Origin of the sequence: Caldinitratiruptor microaerophilus, from assembly GCF_025999835.1 — a bacterium.
In the GTDB taxonomy this organism is placed as follows: Bacteria; Bacillota; Sulfobacillia; order Symbiobacteriales; family ZC4RG38; genus Caldinitratiruptor; species Caldinitratiruptor microaerophilus.
This window is the reverse complement of record NZ_AP025628.1, coordinates 351,012-371,207: the sequence shown is the minus strand read 5'-3', so window position 1 is coordinate 371,207 and position 20,196 is coordinate 351,012. Positions and strand designations below refer to the sequence as shown.

Genomic DNA, 20,196 nt, shown 5'->3' with positions numbered 1-20,196 from the left:
GTACGTTCTCCTTTTCACTCTCTTCCCCGGTCCCCACGCAGACCTGCTCCAACCCACCTTTTCGGCCTCTCAGAAACCGGAGTTGCGTAACTCCTGGCACCCGGCCAGGAGCTACGCAACTCCTCCTGCTGTGCCGCACCGCAGTGACAATTCGCGGCCTTTCCCTTGAGCGGCAAAATTCGCGGTCCGGAAGGAATTTGTTGGTAAGGCGCGAAGAAGAATCCCGGCCCACCCATCCTCTCCCAAACGGGTGGCCGGGGAGGTCGAGAATGAAACTGCTCAAGCAGTTCCTTCGCTACGTCTCCAACACGTTCCTGCTCCCCCAGCACCTCCGCCGCGTTCACGCCCGCCGCCATCCCACCCGGGTTCAGATCCCCACCGACTCCGCCCTTTTGGCCTGGATCCTCGGTTTCGCCGCCCGCGTTCACAGCCGCGAGGAACTCGGCCGCCTCCTCGACCGTCGTTCCCTCCACCGCCTCACCCGCCGCCACATCAGCGCCGACTCCCTCGCCCGGATCGCCGCTCAGCTCGACCGCGACTGCCTTCGCGCCCAACTTCTCGTCCCGCTCATTCGCCGCATGCGCCGCAACAAACTCTGGTCCCCCGGCTCCATCGGCCCCTTCGTCATGGTCGCCATCGACGGCACCGAACCCATCCGCTCGGACCACCGCCACTGTACCCACTGTGCCACCCGCACCCGAGCCGACGGCCAGGTCGAGTACTACCACCGCGTCGTCGTCGCCTCTACCGTCGGCACCCACCCCCGCATCCTCCTCGACCTGGAACCCGTCCTTCCGGGCGAGTCCGAAGTGGCCGCGGCCAGTCGCCTGCTCGAACGGCTTGCCAACACCTTTCCCTGGCTCCATGTCTTCCTCCTCGACGCCGGCTTCGCCAACGGACCCTTCCTGGCCCAGATCCACCGGTTTGGCCGCGGCTTCATCGTCCGGGTCAAAGACCACGAGCGCCGCCACCTGCTCCGCGACGCCCAGGCCCTGGCCGCCCGCTCCCAAGCCGACCGGTGGGAGGCCGCCTGGGGCCACCACCGCCTCCGCGTCCATGCCTGGGATGAGGACGGGTTCACTTCGTGGGATTCCTACCCTGGTACCCTCCGGGTCTTGATCGTGGACGAGGAGGAACTCCCCGAACCCGCCACCCGCCGTCGACGCATGCCCTCCCCCGGCAGGCTCCGCCCCCGGGCCTTCTACGTCACCAACCTCTCCCCGGGGCAGCTCCCTACCCGGGCTCTGTGGGAAGCGGCTCATCACCGCTGGAACCTGGAAAACACCGGCTTTCATCAGCTCAAGCACGAGTTCCACTGGAACCATGCCTTCGCCCACCAGAGTCCCGGGGCACTCTTCAACACCTGGCTGCTCCTGGCGGTGGCCTTCAACCTCTTCCTCACCTTCGTCTACCGCCGGCTTCGTGCAGGCAGGCAGGGCAACAAGCCGCTTCGCTGGCTCGCCCAGGAACTGTATGCCGCCCTACGGGTCGCGCCTGCTGAGCAACTGCCTTACCTGGCCGCCGGCTGACGGCATCCGCGCACGAACGGGTGGGGAGACGCAGGAACGAAGTGCAACATCCATCTACTGGCAGCAACAGAGCCCTCGCTCTGTACGTTCTCCTTTTCACTCTCTTCCCCGGTCCCCACGCAGACCTGCTCCAACCCACCTTTTCGGCCTCTCAGAAACCGGAGTTGCGTAACTCCTGGCACCCGGCCAGGAGCTACGCAACTCCTCCTGCTGTGCCGCACCGCAGTGACAATTCGCGGCCTTTCCCTTGAGCGGCAAAATTCGCGGTCCGGAAGGAATTTGTTGGTAAGGCGCGAAGAAGAATCCCGGCCCACCCATCCTCTCCCAAACGGGTGGCCGGGGAGGTCGAGAATGAAACTGCTCAAGCAGTTCCTTCGCTACGTCTCCAACACGTTCCTGCTCCCCCAGCACCTCCGCCGCGTTCACGCCCGCCGCCATCCCACCCGGGTTCAGATCCCCACCGACTCCGCCCTTTTGGCCTGGATCCTCGGTTTCGCCGCCCGCGTTCACAGCCGCGAGGAACTCGGCCGCCTCCTCGACCGTCGTTCCCTCCACCGCCTCACCCGCCGCCACATCAGCGCCGACTCCCTCGCCCGGATCGCCGCTCAGCTCGACCGCGACTGCCTTCGCGCCCAACTTCTCGTCCCGCTCATTCGCCGCATGCGCCGCAACAAACTCTGGTCCCCCGGCTCCATCGGCCCCTTCGTCATGGTCGCCATCGACGGCACCGAACCCATCCGCTCGGACCACCGCCACTGTACCCACTGTGCCACCCGCACCCGAGCCGACGGCCAGGTCGAGTACTACCACCGCGTCGTCGTCGCCTCTACCGTCGGCACCCACCCCCGCATCCTCCTCGACCTGGAACCCGTCCTTCCGGGCGAGTCCGAAGTGGCCGCGGCCAGTCGCCTGCTCGAACGGCTTGCCAACACCTTTCCCTGGCTCCATGTCTTCCTCCTCGACGCCGGCTTCGCCAACGGACCCTTCCTGGCCCAGATCCACCGGTTTGGCCGCGGCTTCATCGTCCGGGTCAAAGACCACGAGCGCCGCCACCTGCTCCGCGACGCCCAGGCCCTGGCCGCCCGCTCCCAAGCCGACCGGTGGGAGGCCGCCTGGGGCCACCACCGCCTCCGCGTCCATGCCTGGGATGAGGACGGGTTCACTTCGTGGGATTCCTACCCTGGTACCCTCCGGGTCTTGATCGTGGACGAGGAGGAACTCCCCGAACCCGCCACCCGCCGTCGACGCATGCCCTCCCCCGGCAGGCTCCGCCCCCGGGCCTTCTACGTCACCAACCTCTCCCCGGGGCAGCTCCCTACCCGGGCTCTGTGGGAAGCGGCTCATCACCGCTGGAACCTGGAAAACACCGGCTTTCATCAGCTCAAGCACGAGTTCCACTGGAACCATGCCTTCGCCCACCAGAGTCCCGGGGCACTCTTCAACACCTGGCTGCTCCTGGCGGTGGCCTTCAACCTCTTCCTCACCTTCGTCTACCGCCGGCTTCGTGCAGGCAGGCAGGGCAACAAGCCGCTTCGCTGGCTCGCCCAGGAACTGTATGCCGCCCTACGGGTCGCGCCTGCTGAGCAACTGCCTTACCTGGCCGCCGGCTGACGGCATCCGCGCACGAACGGGTGGGGAGACGCAGGAACGAAGTGCAACATCCATCTACTGGCAGCAACAGAGCCCTCGCTCTGTACGTTCTCCTTTTCACTCTCTTCCCCGGTCCCCACGCAGACCTGCTCCAACCCACCTTTTCGGCCTCTCAGAAACCGGAGTTGCGTAACTCCTGGCACCCGGCCGGGGTTGACGGCCACGCCGGCCAAGGGCAGGATGAGGGGTAGCGGTCTGCCCCCGCGGATGCCAAGAGAGAAGGTGCCTCGCCATGATCGACGCGCTCATTCAGGCCCTCGTCGGTTTCCTCGACCGTGCCGGGCCGGGCGGCATCTTCCTGGCCATGGCGCTGGAAAGCGCCTGCTTCCCCCTGCCGAGCGAGGTGGTCCTCCCGTTCGCCGGCTTTCTGGTCGCGCGCGGCCGCATGGGCTTCTGGGAAGCCGTCACCTGGGCCACCCTCGGACAGCTGGTCGGGTCGTGGGCCGCGTACGTGGCCGGCCGGTACGGCGGGCGTCCCTTCCTCGAGCGTTACGGCCGCTACGTCTTTCTCCGTGAACACGAGCTGGCCGTGGCCGAGCGGTGGTTCGCCCGGTGGGGCGAAGTCACGGCCTTCTTCAGCCGGCTCCTGCCGGGGGTCCGCACCTTCATCTCGCTCCCGGCCGGCATCGCCCGCATGCCGCTGGGGCGCTTCACCCTGTACTCCGCCCTCGGGGTCCTTCCCTGGACCGCCGCCCTGGTGTGGACCGGGGTGAAGCTCGGCGAGAACTGGGAGGCACTGCGGGCGTACTTCCATTATCTTGACGCCGTCGTGGTGGCCGCTGCCTTCATCCTCCTGGCGCTCGCGGCGGTGCGCCGGCGCCGGGGAAGGCAGCGGCCTGCCGTGGAACTGCCTCCTGCCGCCGGGGACCTTCCGCGCGATACCACATCTCGCTGACGCCGCTCGCGTACGCGGCAGGACGCCGGGGCGGCCACAGCGCGAAGACGACCCGCCCCCTGACCAGGTCGACGCTCACAGGCCCGAAGGCCCGGCTGTCGCGGCTGTCGCACCAGTTGTCGCCGAGGACCCACACCTGGTCCGGGCCCAGCACCCGGGGGGGCAGCCGCGGCGGGAACGGGTCCCCCGGGCAGGGACCCGCCACCACCTCGCCGTCGACCAGGTAGTGGCCCGCCCGTTTCTCCAGGACCTGTCCGCCTGCCGCCACCACCCGCTTGACCAGATCCCGGCCGGGTTCCGTGGGGTCGCGGAGGACGACGATCTCGCCGGGACGGGGCGCCCGGAAGCGGTAGGCGATCTTCTCCACCAGGACGTGCTCGCCCGCGTGCAGGGTCGGCTCCATGGAGCCGCCCCGCACGGCGTAGGGCTGGATCACGAAGCGGACGGTCAGGAGGTAGAGCGCCGCGGCCAGCCCGGCCGCGTGCAGCCAGAACCGGAAGCGCCTCACCGCCGCCTCACCCGCAGGACCGGCGTAACCCCGGCCCGGACCGGCCCCCAGCAGAGCGGGGTGACCTCGGCCACGGCGTCCATGTTCGTGATGACCACCGGCGAGACCGTGGAGTAGCCCTCCCCCTCCACGGCCTCCCGGTCGAACTCGACCAGCACCTGACCGGCCCGCACCCGGTCTCCCTCCCGGACCCGCACCCGGAAGTGCCGGCCGCCGAGCTTCACCGTGTCGACGCCCACGTGGAGCAGCACCTCCAGCCCCTCCGGGGTGACGATCCCCACGGCGTGCCCGCCGGGGAACACGTGGGCGACCACGCCGGGGGCCGGGGCCAGGAGGAGGCCGGCCTCGGGCGCCACCGCCACCCCGTCCCCCACGAGGCGGTTGGCAAAGGCTGGGTCCGGGACGTCGCCGAGGGGCAGGCAGCGCCCCGTGAGAGGGGAGAGGAGGACGACCTCGACCGGCCCGTCATCGCCCGGGCGCGCCTCCGGCGCGGGTTCGCCCACTTCCGCCGGGGGGTGACCGTCCGCCGCGGGCGGCTTCGACGCGGCCTCGATCGCCGCCCGCACGGCGCCGGCCCGGGGCCCCAGGACGACCTGCACGGCCGTCCCGGCCCGCATGACGCCCCGCGCGCCGGCGCGCCGCAGGGCGGCCTCGTCGACCTGGGCTGGGTCGGCCACGTCCACGCGCAGCCGGCTCATGCACGCGTCGAGGCTCCGGAGGTTTCCGGGCCCGCCGAGCCCGGCGAGGACGGCCTGCGCGAGGTGCGCCACGTCCGAGGCGCCGGGCTCCGCCGGCACGGCGCCGGCCGGTCCCGGGCCGGGGTCCGCCTCCTGCCCCAGGACCGGCGGCCGGAAGCGGGCGATGTAGTAGCGGAACAGGGCGTAGTACAGCACGAAGAACGGGACCCCGACCACGGGGATCAGGGCGGCCCGCGAGGCGTAAGGCCAGTTGATCACGTACATGGGCAGGGCATAGCCCCAGTCCCGGATGCCGAGCGCGTACGTGATGTACGAGGCCAGGCCGGTGAGGACGACGTGCACGCCCCAGAGCACGGGCGCGCCGAAGACGAAGGCGAACTCCACGGGCTCGGTGATCCCGGTCATCACCGAGGTGAGGAGGCCCGTCCACATGAGGCCGCTCACCCGGCGCCGCCGGGACGGGGGTGCCGCGTGGGCGATGGCCAGGGCGATCGCCGGGATGGCGAAGTTGTTGAAGACGTAGAAGCCGCTCATGAGGAGCCCCGCGGAAGGGTCCCCGGCATAGAAGCGCTGGATCTCCCCGGTGACGACCCGGCCGGTCGCCGGGTCGGTGTAAGCACCGAGCTGGTACTCCACCAGGTTGTTGACGATGTGGTGCAGGCCCGTGGGCACAAGGATCCGATCCATGGCCCCGTAGACGAAGGCCCCGGCGGGCCCGGCCGAGAAGACCCACCCGGCGAGCGTGCGGAGGCCACCCAGCACCCACGGCCACCCGTACCCGAGGAGGAGTCCCAGCGGCAGCGCGGCGAGGGCTGCCAGGGTGGGGACCAGGCGCTTGCCGGAAAAGAGGGCCAGGAACTCGGGCAGTTCCACGCGATGGAAGCGCCGGAAGAGCCACACCCCCACGGCGCCGGCCGCCAGGCCGCCGATCGCCCCGGGGTTCAGGGCGGGGTCGCGCGCCACCGCGCTCCCCACCCCCCACATCACCGCGTAGGCCGTCAGGGCGGCGAAGGCAGCCATCGCATCGGCGCCGGCGAAGCCCACGGCCACGGCGAGGGCGAACAGGGCCGGCAGGAAGTGCACCAGGATCGCCCGTCCGCCGGCCGTGAGGGGCTCGAGGCCCAGGATGAACCCGAACGCCTGCAGCAGCGCGGCAACCGGGAGGACCACGATCGGCACGACGAGCGTCGCGCTCAGCTTGTCGAAAACTGCACGCGACATGCTCTCCCTCCCAGCCAGGACCACGCAAAGCCAGGTTCGCTCCGAACCTGGCAGGTGAGTTCCCCGGCTACTCTTCTTCGCTCTGGCGCCCGTATTCGTGTTGGTAAATGTAGCGGACTGCTTCTTCAAGTTTCCCGAGCGTTGCTCGGGTAAAGATCATGCTCACCATGCCTCGCTGCTGGAACTCCACCAGATGCCGCAGATCGCTCACCCGGTTGTGCCACCCCAGGCCGTCTGTCACGACAAAGAAGTAGGTCAGATAGTCGCGGGCCTCCACAATCTTCAGGATGTCTCCGAGAACGTCTGTCTGTTTGGAACCCGTGGCCTCATATACCTTACTCTCAATGACAGTCTTGGGGCGCTGTGCGCCAGGAATCGCAAAGTCCGCTTTCGCCTGCTTACCGTCCCGACCGATGAAGGTGACCCGCGCCACGTATGGGACCCCGAGCCGCCGGAGCCGCTGTTCCACCTCATTTTCCAGCGATCGGCCCCGCAACTGTCCCTTCACCGCTCGTCCGCGACCAAACTGGTAGCGTTCCAGCAAAACGTCGCGGATCGTCCATCGTTTCCTCAGATGGGCACCGATCGTGTGGACTGCCCCTAGTCGAACAAGGGCAGATACAACCGTAGCCCGGACGTGATCATGCTTCAGCCGGTCTCGGATGGATGCATACGTTCCGCTGAGCGCGCCCCCACCGGCCGCCCGGAGGTGGTTGGCCATCTCATCCTGCGAAAGACCGAGAAAAAGTCGGATCACATCGAGGGTTCTCGGCGAGCTGGCCAGCAGGGCGTCAAGCTTTTCCGCGTCGACCCCCGTCTTCGCCTCGTCCAGAAACCGGCCGATCGCGCGGAGGGTTTCACGCCCTGCGTCGTCCAGCCACTCCGATGGAGCCTCCTGAAATTGCTGTAGGAGCTCCTCAACGGAAACACTTGGGAATCTCACCGACTACATCCCCACAAAGATGTACTCGGACACTTCGTTTCGGCCTACACCCACGTGTTGGTGGGTACCGAACGAGTATCGGTGGGGTACCGCGACGACGTGCACAGTCTTCTTGTAGCGCCTGAGCAGGTCCATGATGACCTCACGGGGCGGAATGCTGTTCGATGAATACGAAAGCACGATGATGCTTCGCGAAAACTTGGCAAACAACCGATCGAGAGCGTCTACAATTGTGTGCTTATAGGAAAACAGCGTCCACTTCTTCTCGATCTTCTTTGTTCGTGTATTATACAGGATCTTTACATCTTTCCAATAACAAGCAAGACCCTCAAGGAAGTGATAGCGCTTTATGTAGCAGTTGTCGTCCCTGGGTGGGACATACGGAGGATCGAGATACACAAGATCATATCGATCATCTGGCAGGTCAAAGACATCCGAACAAGTCACGCGGTTACCGGGTGCTCCAGGCATGACCGTGCGGTTGTACATCTTAACGGCCCGAAGAAACTGCTCCTGCATCGAAAGCCGGAGGTCGAGCCGCCCGTCGTCGTATCGCCTGCCCACCACGGTGAACACGCCGCGAGGCTGCTTCTTGGCAGCCGCCAGCACCAGGGAGGCGATCGCAAGAGAGCGCTTGTAGGGGTCGTCGAGGCGACCGAGATTGGACCAGACGTTGTCCAAGAACTGATTGTCCTGCCTCGAAAAGTAAAGGCCATCAAAGGTATCTTCGATGAAGTGGCTACGTGCAGGGTTCGGCTCCAGGAGTGCGCGGACGTCTGCCTCCGTGAGGGTTCGCCCGGGGTTCTCGACCGTCGCCCGGGCCACCTCCGCGGAGAAGCGGAGGAAATCGTTCGCGTGGACTGTCTTTCCCATGGCCTTGAGAAGATAGGCCACGACACCGCTGCCGGAGAACGCATCGAGAACGGTCTTGAACTGTAGCGACCCGAACACCTCCGCCAGATGGGGAATCAGCTTGTACTTGCTCCCCATGTAGCGAAGGCGGGGAAATCGCCGGGCGATCCGGACTGCCTGCTCGACTCCGCACGGGTCACAGCCCGGCTGCAAACCGACGTCAAGGGTGGTCTGGTAGAGAATGCTACCCGCCTCCCCACGGTCCAAGCGAGTCTGTCGAACAGAGTTTCGCTCCGCCTGGGGGAGATTCCTTCCAGTACAAGGAACGAACGAGCCCCCGCAGGCGAGCTACCTCTCCGCCGAGGTGAGCTCCCCGTAGTGCGCCAGGCGGACGCCCGCGGCGCGGACGGCCTCACGCACCTCCGCCGAGACGAGGTCCGCCATCTCCGCCGGCCGGGGCTCCACCCGGCCCGACAGGCGGCGGAGCTCGCCGTCGACGTAGCCGGGGTGGCACACGAGCTCGGTGACGCCTTCCGGAAGCCCGCGGATCCACTCGACCAGGCGGCGCCGGTCGAAGTCGGCGAGGAGCACCCGGTCCGGCAGCGCCAGCCCCGACCGGGCGAGGACTCGGGCGGAGCCCGCCAGGTAGCGGCGGTACAGCAGCCCGGTCGCCCAGCCGGCGAGGGACCGGACGGGGGGCAGGTCGGCCGGGCGGACCACCCGGGCGGCCCGGATGCCGCGGCGGCGGGCGAGGTCGGCGAAGACGGCCGCCAGCCCCGGCAGGGCGTGCACGTGGTGGTGGCTGTCCAGGTGGGTCGGCAGCCGGCCCACGAGCTCGATGAAGCGGTCCACCTGGGCCTCCCACTCCCTCCGCACCTCCTCCGCCCGCACCCGGTAGCGGAGGCGCCACAGGCTCTTCACGAACGTCCCGTCCGGCCCTACCAGGGAGGGCACGGACCGGGGCGGCAGGACCGGCCGGCCGGTCGTCAGGTTCAGGTGCAGGCCGACCCCCAGGCCGGGTGCCCCGGCCAGCAGGCGAGCGGATTCGGCGCTGGCGGGCAGGTTGACCAGGAAGGTGGTCGAGGTCACGATCCCCTCCCGCCACGCGGCCAGGATCCCGCGGCTCACGGCGGGCGAGAGCCCGTAGTCGTCGGCGTTCACGATCAGCACGCGCAGGTCCCTCGCCCCCTCTCCGGCCGGCGCGCTCACCCGCCGAACTGCGGCAGGTACTCCCGGTGGGCGGCCAGGAGCTCCTCGACGAGCCGCTCCGCCACCGCCCGCGAGGGCACCAGCGGGTTCAGGGCCATGGCCTCGACGGCCGCCTGCCGGTCGCCGGTCAGGGCGGCGTCGACGTTCCGCAGCTCGGCGGCCTGGATGCGCCGGATGAGCTCGCCCTCCGGCCCGTCCAGGGCCGGCACCGGCAGGGGCCGCCACCCGTCGGGGCCGACCTCCGCCGGAAACTGCGCCGCGTGCCCCGGGACAAGCCCGCCGACGTGGCCGGCGTTCTGCTGCTGAATCACGTAGCGCTCTCTCCGCCCGGCGGCGATCGCCCGGATGATCCCCGCCGCCAGATCGCCGTGGGTGGCGTGGCCGCGGTGCAGGCGCAGGCGGGGCCGGGGCGCGGCGGCCTGGGCCCGGAAGTGCGCGTAGAGTCGGGGCAGGCGCTCCAGCAGGACCTCGGCCCGGGTGCGCCGGGCGCGCCGCAGCCGCCGCAGGATCGCGTCGGTGTAGTAATAGTAGCGCAGGTAGGGGTCCGGAAGGTGCCCGTGCTCCTTGAACAGCCGCACGGTGCCCGCCACCTCGCCCGGCCAGAGCCACTCCACCGGCAGCCGGCGGGCCAGGCGGAGGAGGCGCGGGGTCACGTCCTCTCCGTCCAGGAGCACGCGGGCCGACCACCCGGCGTGGTTCAGGCCACGGTACTCCAGGGCCACCCGGCCCGGATCCGCGCGCAGCACCCGCGCGATCTCGTGCTGCAGCCCGCTCGGCATGTCGCACAGGCAGAGGAAGCGGACCCCCGGCTGGACCCGGAGGAGCGCCTCGCAGACCATCCCGGCCGGGTTCGTGTACGAGATGAGCCACGCACCCGGCGCCAGCCGGGCCATCTGCCGGGCCACCTCGACCATGACCGGGATCGACCGCCAGGCGAAGCTCAGTCCCCCCGGCCCCACGGTCTCCTGGCCGATGACCCCGTGCCGGAGGGGAATGCGCTCGTCCAGGGCGCGGTGCCGCAAGCCGCCGGGGCGGGGCTGGGCGAGGACGAAGCGGGCACCCGCCAGCGCCTCGGCCAGGTCCAGCGTGGGGCGCACCCGCACCTCGCACCCGGCGGCGCGCGCCAGCCCCTGGCCCAGGCGGGCGATGGTCGCGACCGCTGCCCGGTCCACGTCGTGAAGCACCCACTCCCACCCCTGGAAGAGGTGGGGTTCGGCCAGCAAGGACTCGAGGATGTCGGGCGTGTAGGCGCTGCCCCCGCCGATGATCGCCAGCTTCGTCACGCGTGCACCCCCCCGGCCGGCTAGGGCATGGGGGCCTCGAGGCAGATGGGGTTGGAGTAGATCCAGCCCCGGCCGCGCCGGTAGACCTCGACACGATACACCCCCGGCCCGGCGTCGCGGCCCTGGAGCACCGGCCCGTCCGTCTCGACCATGGGCCGGCCGTTCCAGAAGAGGGCGATGCGCACCCCGGGGACGTCCCGGGGCGTCTCCACCGAGAAGTGCACGCTGCCGGCCGGCCCCGGGTGCGGAAACCGGTCGCCCATGCCGAGCCACCGCCCGCCGGCCCACGCCAGGAACCGGAAGCCCCGGGGGTCGCCCTGCTCCCAGTTGGCCACGTACGCCCGCCCGTGCCGGAGGGCGCCGAGCACCTGCCGGCGATCCTCCGCCACGTCGCCCGCCCACGGCCGGGGCAGGAGAAGGTGAGTGCGGACCGTGCGGAAGGCCCGCTCGTACGGGTGGAACGTCACGGGCACGCCCAGGATCCGCCGGCGGATGCCATGCGCGTCGACCCCGCCGATCCCGACCACCGGACGGCGCAGGGCCAGCTGGTCCCAGCGCGCGAGCGTGCGCGGGTCGGGGTCCATGCTGACCGCCCGCCAGTTCAGGAGCCCCCTCACCAGGTCCCACACACTCGTGATGCTGCCCACCCAGCCGGAGAAGTAGTTCCAGATCTCGATGCCGGTGAACCCGTCGACTTCCCAGTCCTGCCAGCTGTACTCGCCCAGGCCGAGGACGGGGCTGCCGTAGTCCCACGGGTGCGCCAGGAAGCCCACCCCACCGAGTTCCCGCACCGCCCGGATGAACTCCGCGGGCGGGAGGTGGAAGCTGGGCACCTCCTCGATCCCGTAGGCGAGGTAGTGGTTGTGCCGGGGGCTGATCTCCACGCCGTAGAGCACGAGGGTGCGGCCGTGCCAGCCCTCCCCCTTCTCCCGCAGGGGGGCGAGCGTGTCGTGGTCGGTCATCACCAGGTACTCGAGACCGGCCCGCTGCGCGGCCGACACGATCTCCTCCACCGTCCCGGACCCGTCCGAGTACGTGGAGTGGCAGTGGATGGCACCGGTCGCGTCGTACATCCGCGGCGGCGCTTCCGGCAGTCCGGGTTCCGCCAAGGCCCGCGGCACCTCCCTCGCAAGCCCATTCGCTCCGCCGGATGGCTTTTCCTGTTCCGCGGCCTTGCCGGGGCCCCGGTACCAGGGTACGGGGAGGACTCGGCCGCCATCCCGCCGAACACCGCTCTCGGTGACCGGTCCCACACCCGGATCCATAGGAGAGGACGCCCGATGCGGTTCGCCTGGCACGGCGCCGGCTGCAGCAGCCTCGAGGTGGGAGGAAGGCGCTTCACGGTCGACCCGTACTTCTCGCGCCCTGGCGCGTACGGCGACTGGTACATCCCCAACCGGCGCGCGCCCACGCCCACGCAGTACCTGCGCGACTTCCGGCCCGACTACGTCGTGATCACCCACGGGCACTTCGACCACTTCGACCCCGAGGCCATCAAGTGGATCGACCCCGCCGCCGCGCCCCGCTACATCGCCACCCCCGAGGCCACCCGGGTGCTGCAGGACGTCTGCGGTGTGCCGGCGGAGCGGTGTCTGCCGCTCGAACCCGGCCGGTCCCTCGCCCTCGACGGGGGCCTGGAGGTGCGGGCCTGGCGCGGCGCACACTGGTTCACCGGCCCGGAGGGCGACGAGGCGGCCAAGAAGCTCGCCCACCACTACGGCGCCATGCCGAGCGGCGGCGCCATGCTGGAGATCCTCATCACCGGCCCCGACGGGAAGGCCTTCGTGAGTGGAGACACTCGCCTGGAGGGCATCCCGGACGTGGGCGGGTGCCGCCTGGCCGTGGTGAACATCGGCACCCGGATGCCCAACCCCCGCACGAAGGTCCCCGAGGCCCCGGTCCTGACCCTGGCGGACGTCCCCGCCCTCCTGGAGCGCCTCCGCCCGCGGACGCTGGTGCCGGTGCACTGGGACGTCGACGGCTGGCTCGAGCCCTTCGACCTCGAAGCCTGCCGCCGGGCGGCCGAGGCGGCGCGCCCCGGCACCCGCGTGCTCACCCCGGAGCCCAACGCCTGGGTCGACGTCCCCTGAAGTCCTCCGGCGGATAGCGGACCCCCCGCCGGGGTAGGTTATCCCGGCGGGGGGATGCGGATGGGCGTCTGGCAGCGGGTGAGCGCCCTGCTCGACCCGGGCGCCACCGCGGCGCCCCGGGAGTTCACCCTCGGGGACCGGGGCCAGCGGCCGCCGGAGGAACTCGCGGAAGTCCGGAGGCGGCTGCGGGAGACCGGCGAGTCGGCGCGCGCGGCCGTGCGGCGCATCGACCGGTTCCTCGACGCCCTGCAGCAGGCCGGGCAAGGCGGGGGCCCGGCCCCCGGCGCGGACGTTGGGGACCTCGCCGCGTCCCTCGACGAGAACCTGGCCTGCCTGCGCGCCTTCTTCCGGGCGCCGGACAACATCGACGTCAAGTTCCGCGAGATCCTCCTCGGCCTCCACCCGCCGGTCCGGGCGGCCGTCCTCTACATCGACGGCCTGGTGGACAGCGCCCGGATCCACATGGCGGTGCTGGAGCCGCTCATGCTCCTGGCCCACATGGACCACGACCTGCGCCCGCCGCAGCCGGCCGGCGACCCCGGACCCGGCCCGCAGGGCGGGGCCCCGGGCCAGGCCGGCACGCCGCCCGCCGGGCGCCAGGACGGGCGCACCGGCACGCGCCCTGACGGGCCCGAGCCCTGGCGACCGCTCCTCGAGCGCGTGCTGTTCCGCCTCCTGCCCGGCAACCAGGTCGAGGAGAAGCCCACGATCGAGGGCGTCATCGACGGCATCCTGAGCGGCGACACCGTCATCCTGCTCGACGGGGTGCCCCGGGCCGTCGTGGTCGAGACCAAGGGGTTCCCGGTGCGAAGCGTCACCACCCCGAAGCAGGAGATGGTGATCCGGGGTCCGCTGGACGCGTTCAACGAGTCCATCCGGATGAACATCGCCCTCATCCGGCGGCGGATCAAGGACCCGCGCCTGGTCACCGAGATGATCCCGGTCGGCAGGATCAGCCGGACCTTCGTAGCCGTGATGTACATCTCGGGCGTGGTGAACCCGAAGCTCCCGGGGGAGATCAAGCGGCGCATCGCCAGCCTGGACCTGGACTACGTGGGGACCGAAGGGATCCTCGAGCAGTTCGTCGAGGACCGCCCGTTCGCCCTGTTCCCCCAGACCCTCTCCACCGAGCGGCCGGACCGGGCGGCGGCCTACCTGGCGGAAGGCCACGCGGTCATCCTGGCGGACAACTCGCCCTTCGCCCTGGTCGTACCCGTCACCTGGTGGTCGCTCATGCAGACCGCCGAGGACTACTACATCCGCTGGCCGTACGGGTCGCTCTTGCGCAGCCTCCGGATCATCGCCCTGCTCCTGGCGGTCCTGACCGGCGGGATCTACATCGCCACCGTGAACTTTCACCAGGAGATGTTCCCCACCGAGCTTCTCCTGGCCATCGCCGCGGCCCGGGAGCGGGTCCCCTTCCCCGCCGCGCTCGAGCTGCTGTTCATGGAGTTCTTCTTCGAGCTGGTTCGCGAGGCGGGGATCCGGATCCCCAGCGTGATCGGGCCGACCATCGGCATCGTCGGCGCCCTCATCCTCGGACAGGCCCTCGTCGCCGCCCGGATCGCCAGCCCGGTGGTGATCATCATCACGGCGATCTCGGGCCTGGCCTCCTTCGCCATCCCCAACTACTCGACGGCCTGGGGCATCCGGGTGCTGCGGTTCGTGTTCATCTTCCTCGGGATGACGCTGGGGCTCTACGGCATCGCCCTGGGGATCTTCGGGGTCGTGCTCCACCTCGCGGCGCTGCGCTCGTTCGGGGTGCCGTACCTCTCGCCGGTCGCCCCGTTCCGGGCCGGGGCCGAGGACACGCTGCGCCGCGAGCCCCTCTTCTACATGGAACAGCGCCCCCGGCACGTGCGGCCCCTGGACCCCTGGCGGCAGCCGGAGATCTCCCGCCGCTGGCACAGCGGGGCGGCGGGGCCGGCGGCACGCCCCGAGCGCCGGACCCGGCCGCCCGGTTCCGGCACCCACGGCAAGGGAGGCACGCGCTAGTGTACCAGGAAGGCCACCTCGGGTTCCGGGAGCTGGCCCTGCTCGGGTTCACGGTTCTGGCCGGGGTCGTGGTGCTACCGCACCCGGCACTCGTCGCCCAGCAGGGGATCACGGCCGGGTGGGCGGTCGCCCTGCTGTCCGCCGTGTGGGCCGGGATCCTCACCCTGCCGATCGTGTCGCTGATGCAGGACTTCCCGGGGCGGGGGCTGCCCGAGGCCTTGCAGGAGACGTTCGGCCTTGTGCCGGGCCTCGTGGCCAACGTCGCCCTGACGCTGTGGCTCGTCCTCAAGACCGCCCTCGGCGTGCGGCTGGTCATGGAGACCTTCGCCGTGGCCATCCTGCCGCGCACCCCCCCGACGGCCATCGGCGCCACCGTCCTGGCGATGGCCGTCTACGGCGCCTACCTGGGGCTGGAGCCCGTGGCGCGGGCCAACGTCATCGTCTGGCCGGCGCTGACCCTCTCCGTCCTGGCGGTCGCCGCCGCCGTGCTGCCGGAAGCCCACACGGACTGGCTCTTCCCGCTGGCCGGGCCGGGCCTGTCGGGACTGGTGGCCGCCAGCCTGCGCGACATCGGCCTGTGGGCGGACCTGGGGCTGACCGGGGTCTACGCGTACGCGGCGCGCAGCCCGGGCCATCTGCGGGCAGCAGCCATGTGGGCCCTGGCCACGTCGGCGATCGCCCTGGCGGGGACGGTCGCGCTGGGTACGGCGGTGCTGGGACCCGAGGATGCCGCCCGGCACCCCTTCCTCTTCTACCGTCTCGCCCGCCTCGTGTACCTCGGGCGGTTCTTCCAGCGCGCCGAGGGCCTGTTCGTCCTGTTCTGGATCGTGGGCGCGCTCGTGTACATGGCGATCTCCCTGCACGCGACCGCCTCGCTCGCCTCCGTGACGCTGGCCCTTCCGTACTACCGCCCCCTCCTGTTCCCGCTGGCGGTGGTGGCCTTCTCGATCAGCCTGCTGCCGCCGGACACCATCACCGCCCTGCGGGCGGACCTGGCCGTGCGCACCTGGGCGGTCGGGCCGGTGTTCGGGGTGCCCATCCTCGCCTACGGACTCCGGCTCCTGCGCCGCAAGGGGGTGCCCGCACATGCCCCGACCGGCGACGACTAGCCGGCAGCCCCGCACCCGCCGGGTGTGGCTCGCGGGTATTGCGCTGGTGCTGACCCCGCTCCTGACGGGGTGCTGGGACCGGCGCGAGCTGGAGGAACTCGCCTTCGTGCTGGCCCTCGGTCTGGACCGGGCACCACACGGCGTTCAGGTCTCGGCGATGATCGCCATCCCGAGCAAGATGGCCGGCGGCGGCGGGAATGGCGACGGCGGTGGGAGCGGCGGCGAGGAGGACGTCGTCACGGTCTCCACCGTCACCGCCGCGACGATCCCGGAGGCGGCAAACCTCCTCAACTCGTACCTTGCCCGCACGCTGTCCCTGGAGCACGCCAAGGTCCTGGTCGTGGGGCGGGACCTCGCAGAGCACGACGGCCTGGCCCCGTTTCTCGACTTCCTGGACCGCAGCCGCCCGATCCGGGCCACCATGGCCGTGGTCATCAGCCAGGGCCCGGCAGTGGAGTTGCTCAGCCGCCTGCACCCGCAGGTCGAGCGGGACCCCCACCGCTTCCTCGAGTTCCTGCCGCTGCAGGACCGGGAGACGGGCCTGATCCCGCATTCGGCCCGCTTCAACGACCTTCTGGCCGCCACGGAGAACCCGGGCATGGACGGGATCGCGTACCTGATCGCGCTGCGCCCTCAGCCGGGGCAGCACCAGCAGGAGGGCTCGACGGAGGAGGGCGCCCGGCCGGGCGGCGAGGCCGGGGACGGCACCGGTGGGGGGGGTGACACCGCCGGCCCGGAGCGGCCGGAGCAATGGGTGGCCGGCAACCTCCCCCGGCGCGGCGGACCCAACGCGGAGATGGTGGGAGCGGCCATCCTCCGGGACGCGCGCATGGTCGGGGTTGCCACCGGCCAGGAGATGCGGGTCATCAACCTCCTGCGCGGGGACCTGCGGCGCGCCGTGCTGTCGGTTCCGGACCCGCTGGCCCCGGGCCAGGAAGTCGGACTCGAGATCCGGCCCGGACGGCTCCCCGTCGTCCGCGCGGCACTGGGCGGGCAGCACCCGCGCCTCACGGTGGTCGCACCGCAGGAGGCGACGCTGCTCGGAGTCCAGAGCCGTGTTGACTACGCGCGGGACGAGACCCGCATCGCCCGTCTGGCGGGGGCAACGTCGGCCCTTCTCGAGGCGACGGCTCGGGAACTGATCCGCAAGGCGCAGACCGAGTGGCGGGCCGATCCGTTCGGGTTCGGCCTCAAGGTGGCGCGCCTCTTTCCCACCTACCCGGAATGGCGGGAGTACGACTGGAGCCGCCGCTTCCCGGAGGCGGAGGTCGAGGTGCGCATCCCCGTGCAGATCCGCCGCCCGGGTACGCGCCTCGATCCTCCCCGAATCGCGCCGGCACGTTGAGAGGGGGGACTGCGGTGCTCTACAAGCTCGGAGCCCTCTTGATCGCGCTGGCGGCTGCCGCCTACTCCGTGAACTACGCGCGCTGGGCGCTCCGGCAGCGGCTCCTCCGCGGCGCGGCCGGCCTCCTGGTCCTGGCGGCCGCCAGCTTGGGGCTCCCGCTCTATCTCCTCATCACGCGGTAGCAGAAGTCAAAGGCCCCCCGTGCCCTGACCAGGGACCGGGGGGCCCACGCGCGTGCTGCGCCGCCTTACGGTCGTGCCGTGTCCCAGGGGCGGAACCCCTCCCCCAGCACCTCGCGCACGTCTCCGACCACCACGAACGCCCCGGGGTCCAGTCCGTAGACCATGCGCTTCAGGGCACTCAGTTCGCTCCGCTGCACCACCGAGTAGACGATGGTCCGTCGCTCCCCGGTCCACCCTCCCGTCCCCTCCAGGAGGGTCACCCCGCGCTCCAGCCCCTCCATGATGGCCCGGGTGATCTCCTGCGGCCGGGTGGTGATGACCGCGACCCCCTTGGCGCCGTAGAAACCCTCCTGGACGTAGTCGACCATCCGGCTGGAGATGGCCAGCGTCAGGCCCGAGTAGAGGGCCTGCTCGAACCCGAAGGTGACGCCCGCCAGGAGCAGCACCAGCGCGTCCACCGCCAGGATCACGTTGCCCACTGTCAGGCCCAGGTGGTGGTGGAACAGCGAGGCGAGCAGGTCCGTGCCGCCGGTGGTGGCGCCGGCGCGCAGCACCAGGCCGAGGCCGACCCCCATGGTGAGCCCCCCGTAGACGATTCCCAGGAGGGGCTCGGAGGTGATCGGGTGCACGCCCCGCGTCAGGGCCAGGGACAGGGTGAACGCCACGATCCCCAGGACCGAGCGCGCGACGAAGTCCCAGCCGCGATGGCGCCACGCGACCACGGCCAGGGGCAGGTTGAGCAGGAAGAAGCTCACCGGCACCGGCACGCCGAGGGTGTGCTCGAGCACGATCCCGACCCCGACCACGCCGCCCTCGGCGAGCCGCAGCGGGAGCAGAAAAAGGTTGACCGACAGTCCCATGAGGAGGCTGCCGGCCACCAGGAGGACCAGCCACAAACGCGCAGCACCCCCGGCTAGCCTTCCTTGCGCGCGGAACCCTCCGCCGCGGTCTTCTCCGGAGCGCCGCCGGCCGGTGGCTTCTCCTCCGCCGGCCCCTCGTCCCGCATGGATTGCTTGAACTCCCGGATCCCCTTGCCCAGACCGCGGGCAAGCTCCGGGAGCTTGGACCCCCCGAAGAGCAGCAGGAGGATCAGCAGGATGAGCCCGATCTCCATCGGCCCCAGGTTGCGGAACACGCCCGACGCCTCCCTTCTCCCGTTAACTTCCCCCGCCGGCGGTCCTTTTCCTCCTGCGGGTGGTGACTCAGGTGGTGAAGCGGCTCACCCGGGCGGTCAATCGCTCGCTCAGGTCCTTGAGCTGACCGGCGGACACCGCTGCCTCGGCGGTGGAGACCATCAGCCGGTGACTGGCTTCCGACAGGCGCCCCGCTGCCCCGGCGCCCCACTCGGCCACCTCCGCCATCTGTCCGACCAGCCCGCCGACCTCTTCCGCCGAAGCCAGCATCTCCTCGCTGGCGGCCGAGTTCTCCTCCGCGATCGCCGCCAGCTCCTCGGTCGCGCGCACGACATCCTGGCTGGAGGCGGCGAGCTGCTGCGCCGCGGCCGAGATGTTCTGCGCCGCACGGTCGGTCTCCTCCACGGCCACGATGATCGACTGCAGGGCGTCCCGCACCCCGGCGCCGAGCTGCGCCCCTGCCTCCGCCTCCCGGCTGGTGACGCTCATGGCCTCGACCACTTCCCGGGCGCTGGCCTGGAGCTGCCTCAGCTGCTCCCCGATCTGCTCCGCCGCCTCCCGGGATCGCTCGCTCAGGCGCCGCACCTCGTCCGCCACCACGGCGAAGCCCCGGCCGTGCTCCCCCGCCCGCGCCGCCTCGATGGCGGCGTTCAGGGCGAGCAGGTTCGTCTGCTCCGCCACGTCCGTGATGAGGCGGAGGATCTCGTCGACGTGCGCGAGGCTGGCCTCGAGCGCGTGGATACGGTCCGAGGCGCCCGTCACCTGGTCGCGCACCCGCAGCATCCCGTCGACCGCCTGGGCGATCTGCCGGCTCCCCTTCGTCGAGGCCGCGTGGGCGTTCTGGGCGGCGGCGGCCACCTGCCCGGCGCTGGCCGCCACCTGGTCGATGGCCGAGGCCATCTGCCGGATCGCCTCCAGGCCGCTGGAGGCCTGCGCCGCCTGGTTCTGGGCGCCGGTCGCCACGTCCCGCACGGCCCGCCGCAGCTCGTCGATCACCTGGACCGCCTGCCGGGCCTGGTCGCGCTGCTTGCCCGCCGCCTCGGCGAGGTGGTCGGACTCGGCGCGCAGCTCCGCCGCCACCTGGGCGATGGCCTGCGAGCTCTCCTGCCCGACCCGGCTGGCGGCTGCCACCTCACGGGCACTCTGGGTCATCTCGCCCACGACCCGCCGCAGGTCCGCCACCATCTGGCCGAACGCCTCGGCGATGAGGCCCATGTCGTCCCGGAAGGGGGTCCGCACCTCGTCCACCCGGAGGTCGCCCTGCGCCACCCGGCTCATCGCCTGGCGGATGGCGCGTAGCGGCGTCGCCACCAGGATCGAGATACCGATCCCGACGAAGATGCTCACCACGAACGGGATGGACGCCGCCAGGGCCGCGTACAGGATGTTGCGCCGGAACACCGCCGGATCGACGATGCCGCCGTGCCACTGCAGCCACAAAAGGGTTCCGGCCACGAGGACGGCGGTGGAAAGGGAACCCATGACGAGCGTGGCGGTGAACTTGAAACGGACGCTCCACTGCCGGTAGTCGAGCCAGCGCGCCAATCCGTCCTG

18 protein-coding genes are annotated in these 20,196 nt (G+C 70.7%); 8 read left to right on the top strand and 10 right to left on the bottom strand.

The window, feature by feature from the left end:
- Window positions 1-269: 269 nt before the first annotated feature.
- The 3 genes from caldi_RS01810 (at window position 270) to caldi_RS01800 (ending at window position 4,074) form a co-directional block, all read left to right on the top strand.
- Complete coding sequence (locus tag caldi_RS01810; RefSeq protein ID WP_264843392.1) at window positions 270-1,529, top strand: transposase; 1,260 nt, start codon at window positions 270-272, stop codon at window positions 1,527-1,529.
- Between the two features lie 351 nt (window positions 1,530-1,880).
- Window positions 1,881-3,140: a transposase gene (locus caldi_RS01805; protein ID WP_264843392.1), complete on the top strand. Its 1,260-nt coding sequence runs from the start codon at window positions 1,881-1,883 to the stop codon at window positions 3,138-3,140.
- 271 nt (window positions 3,141-3,411) lie between these two features.
- The gene (locus caldi_RS01800) at window positions 3,412-4,074 is read left to right on the top strand and encodes a DedA family protein (protein ID WP_264843391.1); all 663 of its coding nucleotides are present in this window, start codon (window positions 3,412-3,414) and stop codon (window positions 4,072-4,074) included.
- On the opposite strand, the gene lepB is transcribed toward caldi_RS01800, so the two are convergent.
- The 7 genes from lepB to caldi_RS01765 form a co-directional block, all read right to left on the bottom strand.
- Window positions 3,965-4,582: a signal peptidase I gene (lepB, locus tag caldi_RS01795; RefSeq protein WP_264843390.1), complete on the bottom strand. Its 618-nt coding sequence runs from the start codon at window positions 4,580-4,582 to the stop codon at window positions 3,965-3,967. The two genes, caldi_RS01800 and lepB, sit on opposite strands and share 110 nt — an antisense overlap.
- A complete protein-coding gene (locus tag caldi_RS01790) occupies window positions 4,579-6,501 on the bottom strand; it encodes a glucose PTS transporter subunit IIA (protein ID WP_264843389.1) in 1,923 nt (640 codons plus the stop codon). The genes lepB and caldi_RS01790 overlap by 4 nt, the downstream gene beginning before the upstream one ends.
- 67 nt (window positions 6,502-6,568) lie before the next feature.
- Window positions 6,569-7,444 carry a DpnII family type II restriction endonuclease gene (locus caldi_RS01785; protein ID WP_264843388.1) on the bottom strand — a complete coding sequence of 292 codons (876 nt, stop codon included), beginning with the start codon at window positions 7,442-7,444 and terminating at the stop codon, window positions 6,569-6,571.
- Between the two features lie 3 nt (window positions 7,445-7,447).
- Entirely contained in the window at window positions 7,448-8,563 is a 1,116-nt protein-coding gene (locus caldi_RS01780; protein ID WP_264843387.1) for a DNA adenine methylase, read from the bottom strand.
- 81 nt (window positions 8,564-8,644) lie between these two features.
- Complete coding sequence (locus caldi_RS01775) at window positions 8,645-9,466, bottom strand: carbohydrate deacetylase (RefSeq protein WP_264843386.1); 822 nt, start codon at window positions 9,464-9,466, stop codon at window positions 8,645-8,647.
- Between the two features lie 35 nt (window positions 9,467-9,501).
- Window positions 9,502-10,788 carry a family 4 glycosyl hydrolase gene (locus caldi_RS01770; RefSeq protein ID WP_264843385.1) on the bottom strand — a complete coding sequence of 429 codons (1,287 nt, stop codon included), beginning with the start codon at window positions 10,786-10,788 and terminating at the stop codon, window positions 9,502-9,504.
- Between the two features lie 20 nt (window positions 10,789-10,808).
- Entirely contained in the window at window positions 10,809-11,897 is a 1,089-nt protein-coding gene (locus caldi_RS01765; protein WP_264843384.1) for a PHP domain-containing protein, read from the bottom strand.
- 171 nt (window positions 11,898-12,068) lie between these two features.
- On the opposite strand from caldi_RS01765, the gene caldi_RS01760 reads away from it, so the two are divergent.
- The 5 genes from caldi_RS01760 to caldi_RS01740 are packed head-to-tail and all read left to right on the top strand — an operon-like array spanning window position 12,069 to window position 17,509.
- Window positions 12,069-12,878, top strand: coding sequence for an MBL fold metallo-hydrolase (locus caldi_RS01760; RefSeq protein WP_264843382.1), 810 nt, complete (start codon window positions 12,069-12,071; stop codon window positions 12,876-12,878).
- A 60-nt stretch (window positions 12,879-12,938) separates the two neighbouring features.
- The gene (locus tag caldi_RS01755; RefSeq protein WP_264843380.1) at window positions 12,939-14,873 is read left to right on the top strand and encodes a spore germination protein; all 1,935 of its coding nucleotides are present in this window, start codon (window positions 12,939-12,941) and stop codon (window positions 14,871-14,873) included.
- Complete coding sequence (locus caldi_RS01750; RefSeq protein WP_264843379.1) at window positions 14,873-15,982, top strand: GerAB/ArcD/ProY family transporter; 1,110 nt, start codon at window positions 14,873-14,875, stop codon at window positions 15,980-15,982. Before caldi_RS01755 ends, caldi_RS01750 begins: the two co-directional genes overlap by 1 nt.
- On the top strand, window positions 15,960-17,327 hold the full coding sequence (locus caldi_RS01745; RefSeq protein ID WP_264843378.1) for a Ger(x)C family spore germination protein: 1,368 nt from the start codon (window positions 15,960-15,962) through the stop codon (window positions 17,325-17,327). The genes caldi_RS01750 and caldi_RS01745 overlap by 23 nt, the downstream gene beginning before the upstream one ends.
- Window positions 17,328-17,341: 14 nt before the next feature.
- A complete protein-coding gene (locus tag caldi_RS01740) occupies window positions 17,342-17,509 on the top strand; it encodes a hypothetical protein (protein WP_264843377.1) in 168 nt (55 codons plus the stop codon).
- A gap of 65 nt (window positions 17,510-17,574) precedes the next feature.
- Here caldi_RS01740 and caldi_RS01735 read toward each other — a convergent pair whose 3' ends face one another.
- From caldi_RS01735 to caldi_RS01725, 3 genes are all read right to left on the bottom strand, one after another.
- Window positions 17,575-18,405, bottom strand: coding sequence for a YitT family protein (locus caldi_RS01735; protein WP_264843376.1), 831 nt, complete (start codon window positions 18,403-18,405; stop codon window positions 17,575-17,577).
- A gap of 17 nt (window positions 18,406-18,422) precedes the next feature.
- Window positions 18,423-18,644, bottom strand: a complete 222-nt coding sequence (gene tatA / locus caldi_RS01730) for a twin-arginine translocase TatA/TatE family subunit (RefSeq protein WP_264843375.1) — start codon at window positions 18,642-18,644, stop codon at window positions 18,423-18,425.
- A 67-nt stretch (window positions 18,645-18,711) separates the two neighbouring features.
- Window positions 18,712-20,187: a methyl-accepting chemotaxis protein gene (locus tag caldi_RS01725; RefSeq protein ID WP_264843373.1), complete on the bottom strand. Its 1,476-nt coding sequence runs from the start codon at window positions 20,185-20,187 to the stop codon at window positions 18,712-18,714.
- Between the last annotated feature and the right edge of the window lie 9 nt (window positions 20,188-20,196).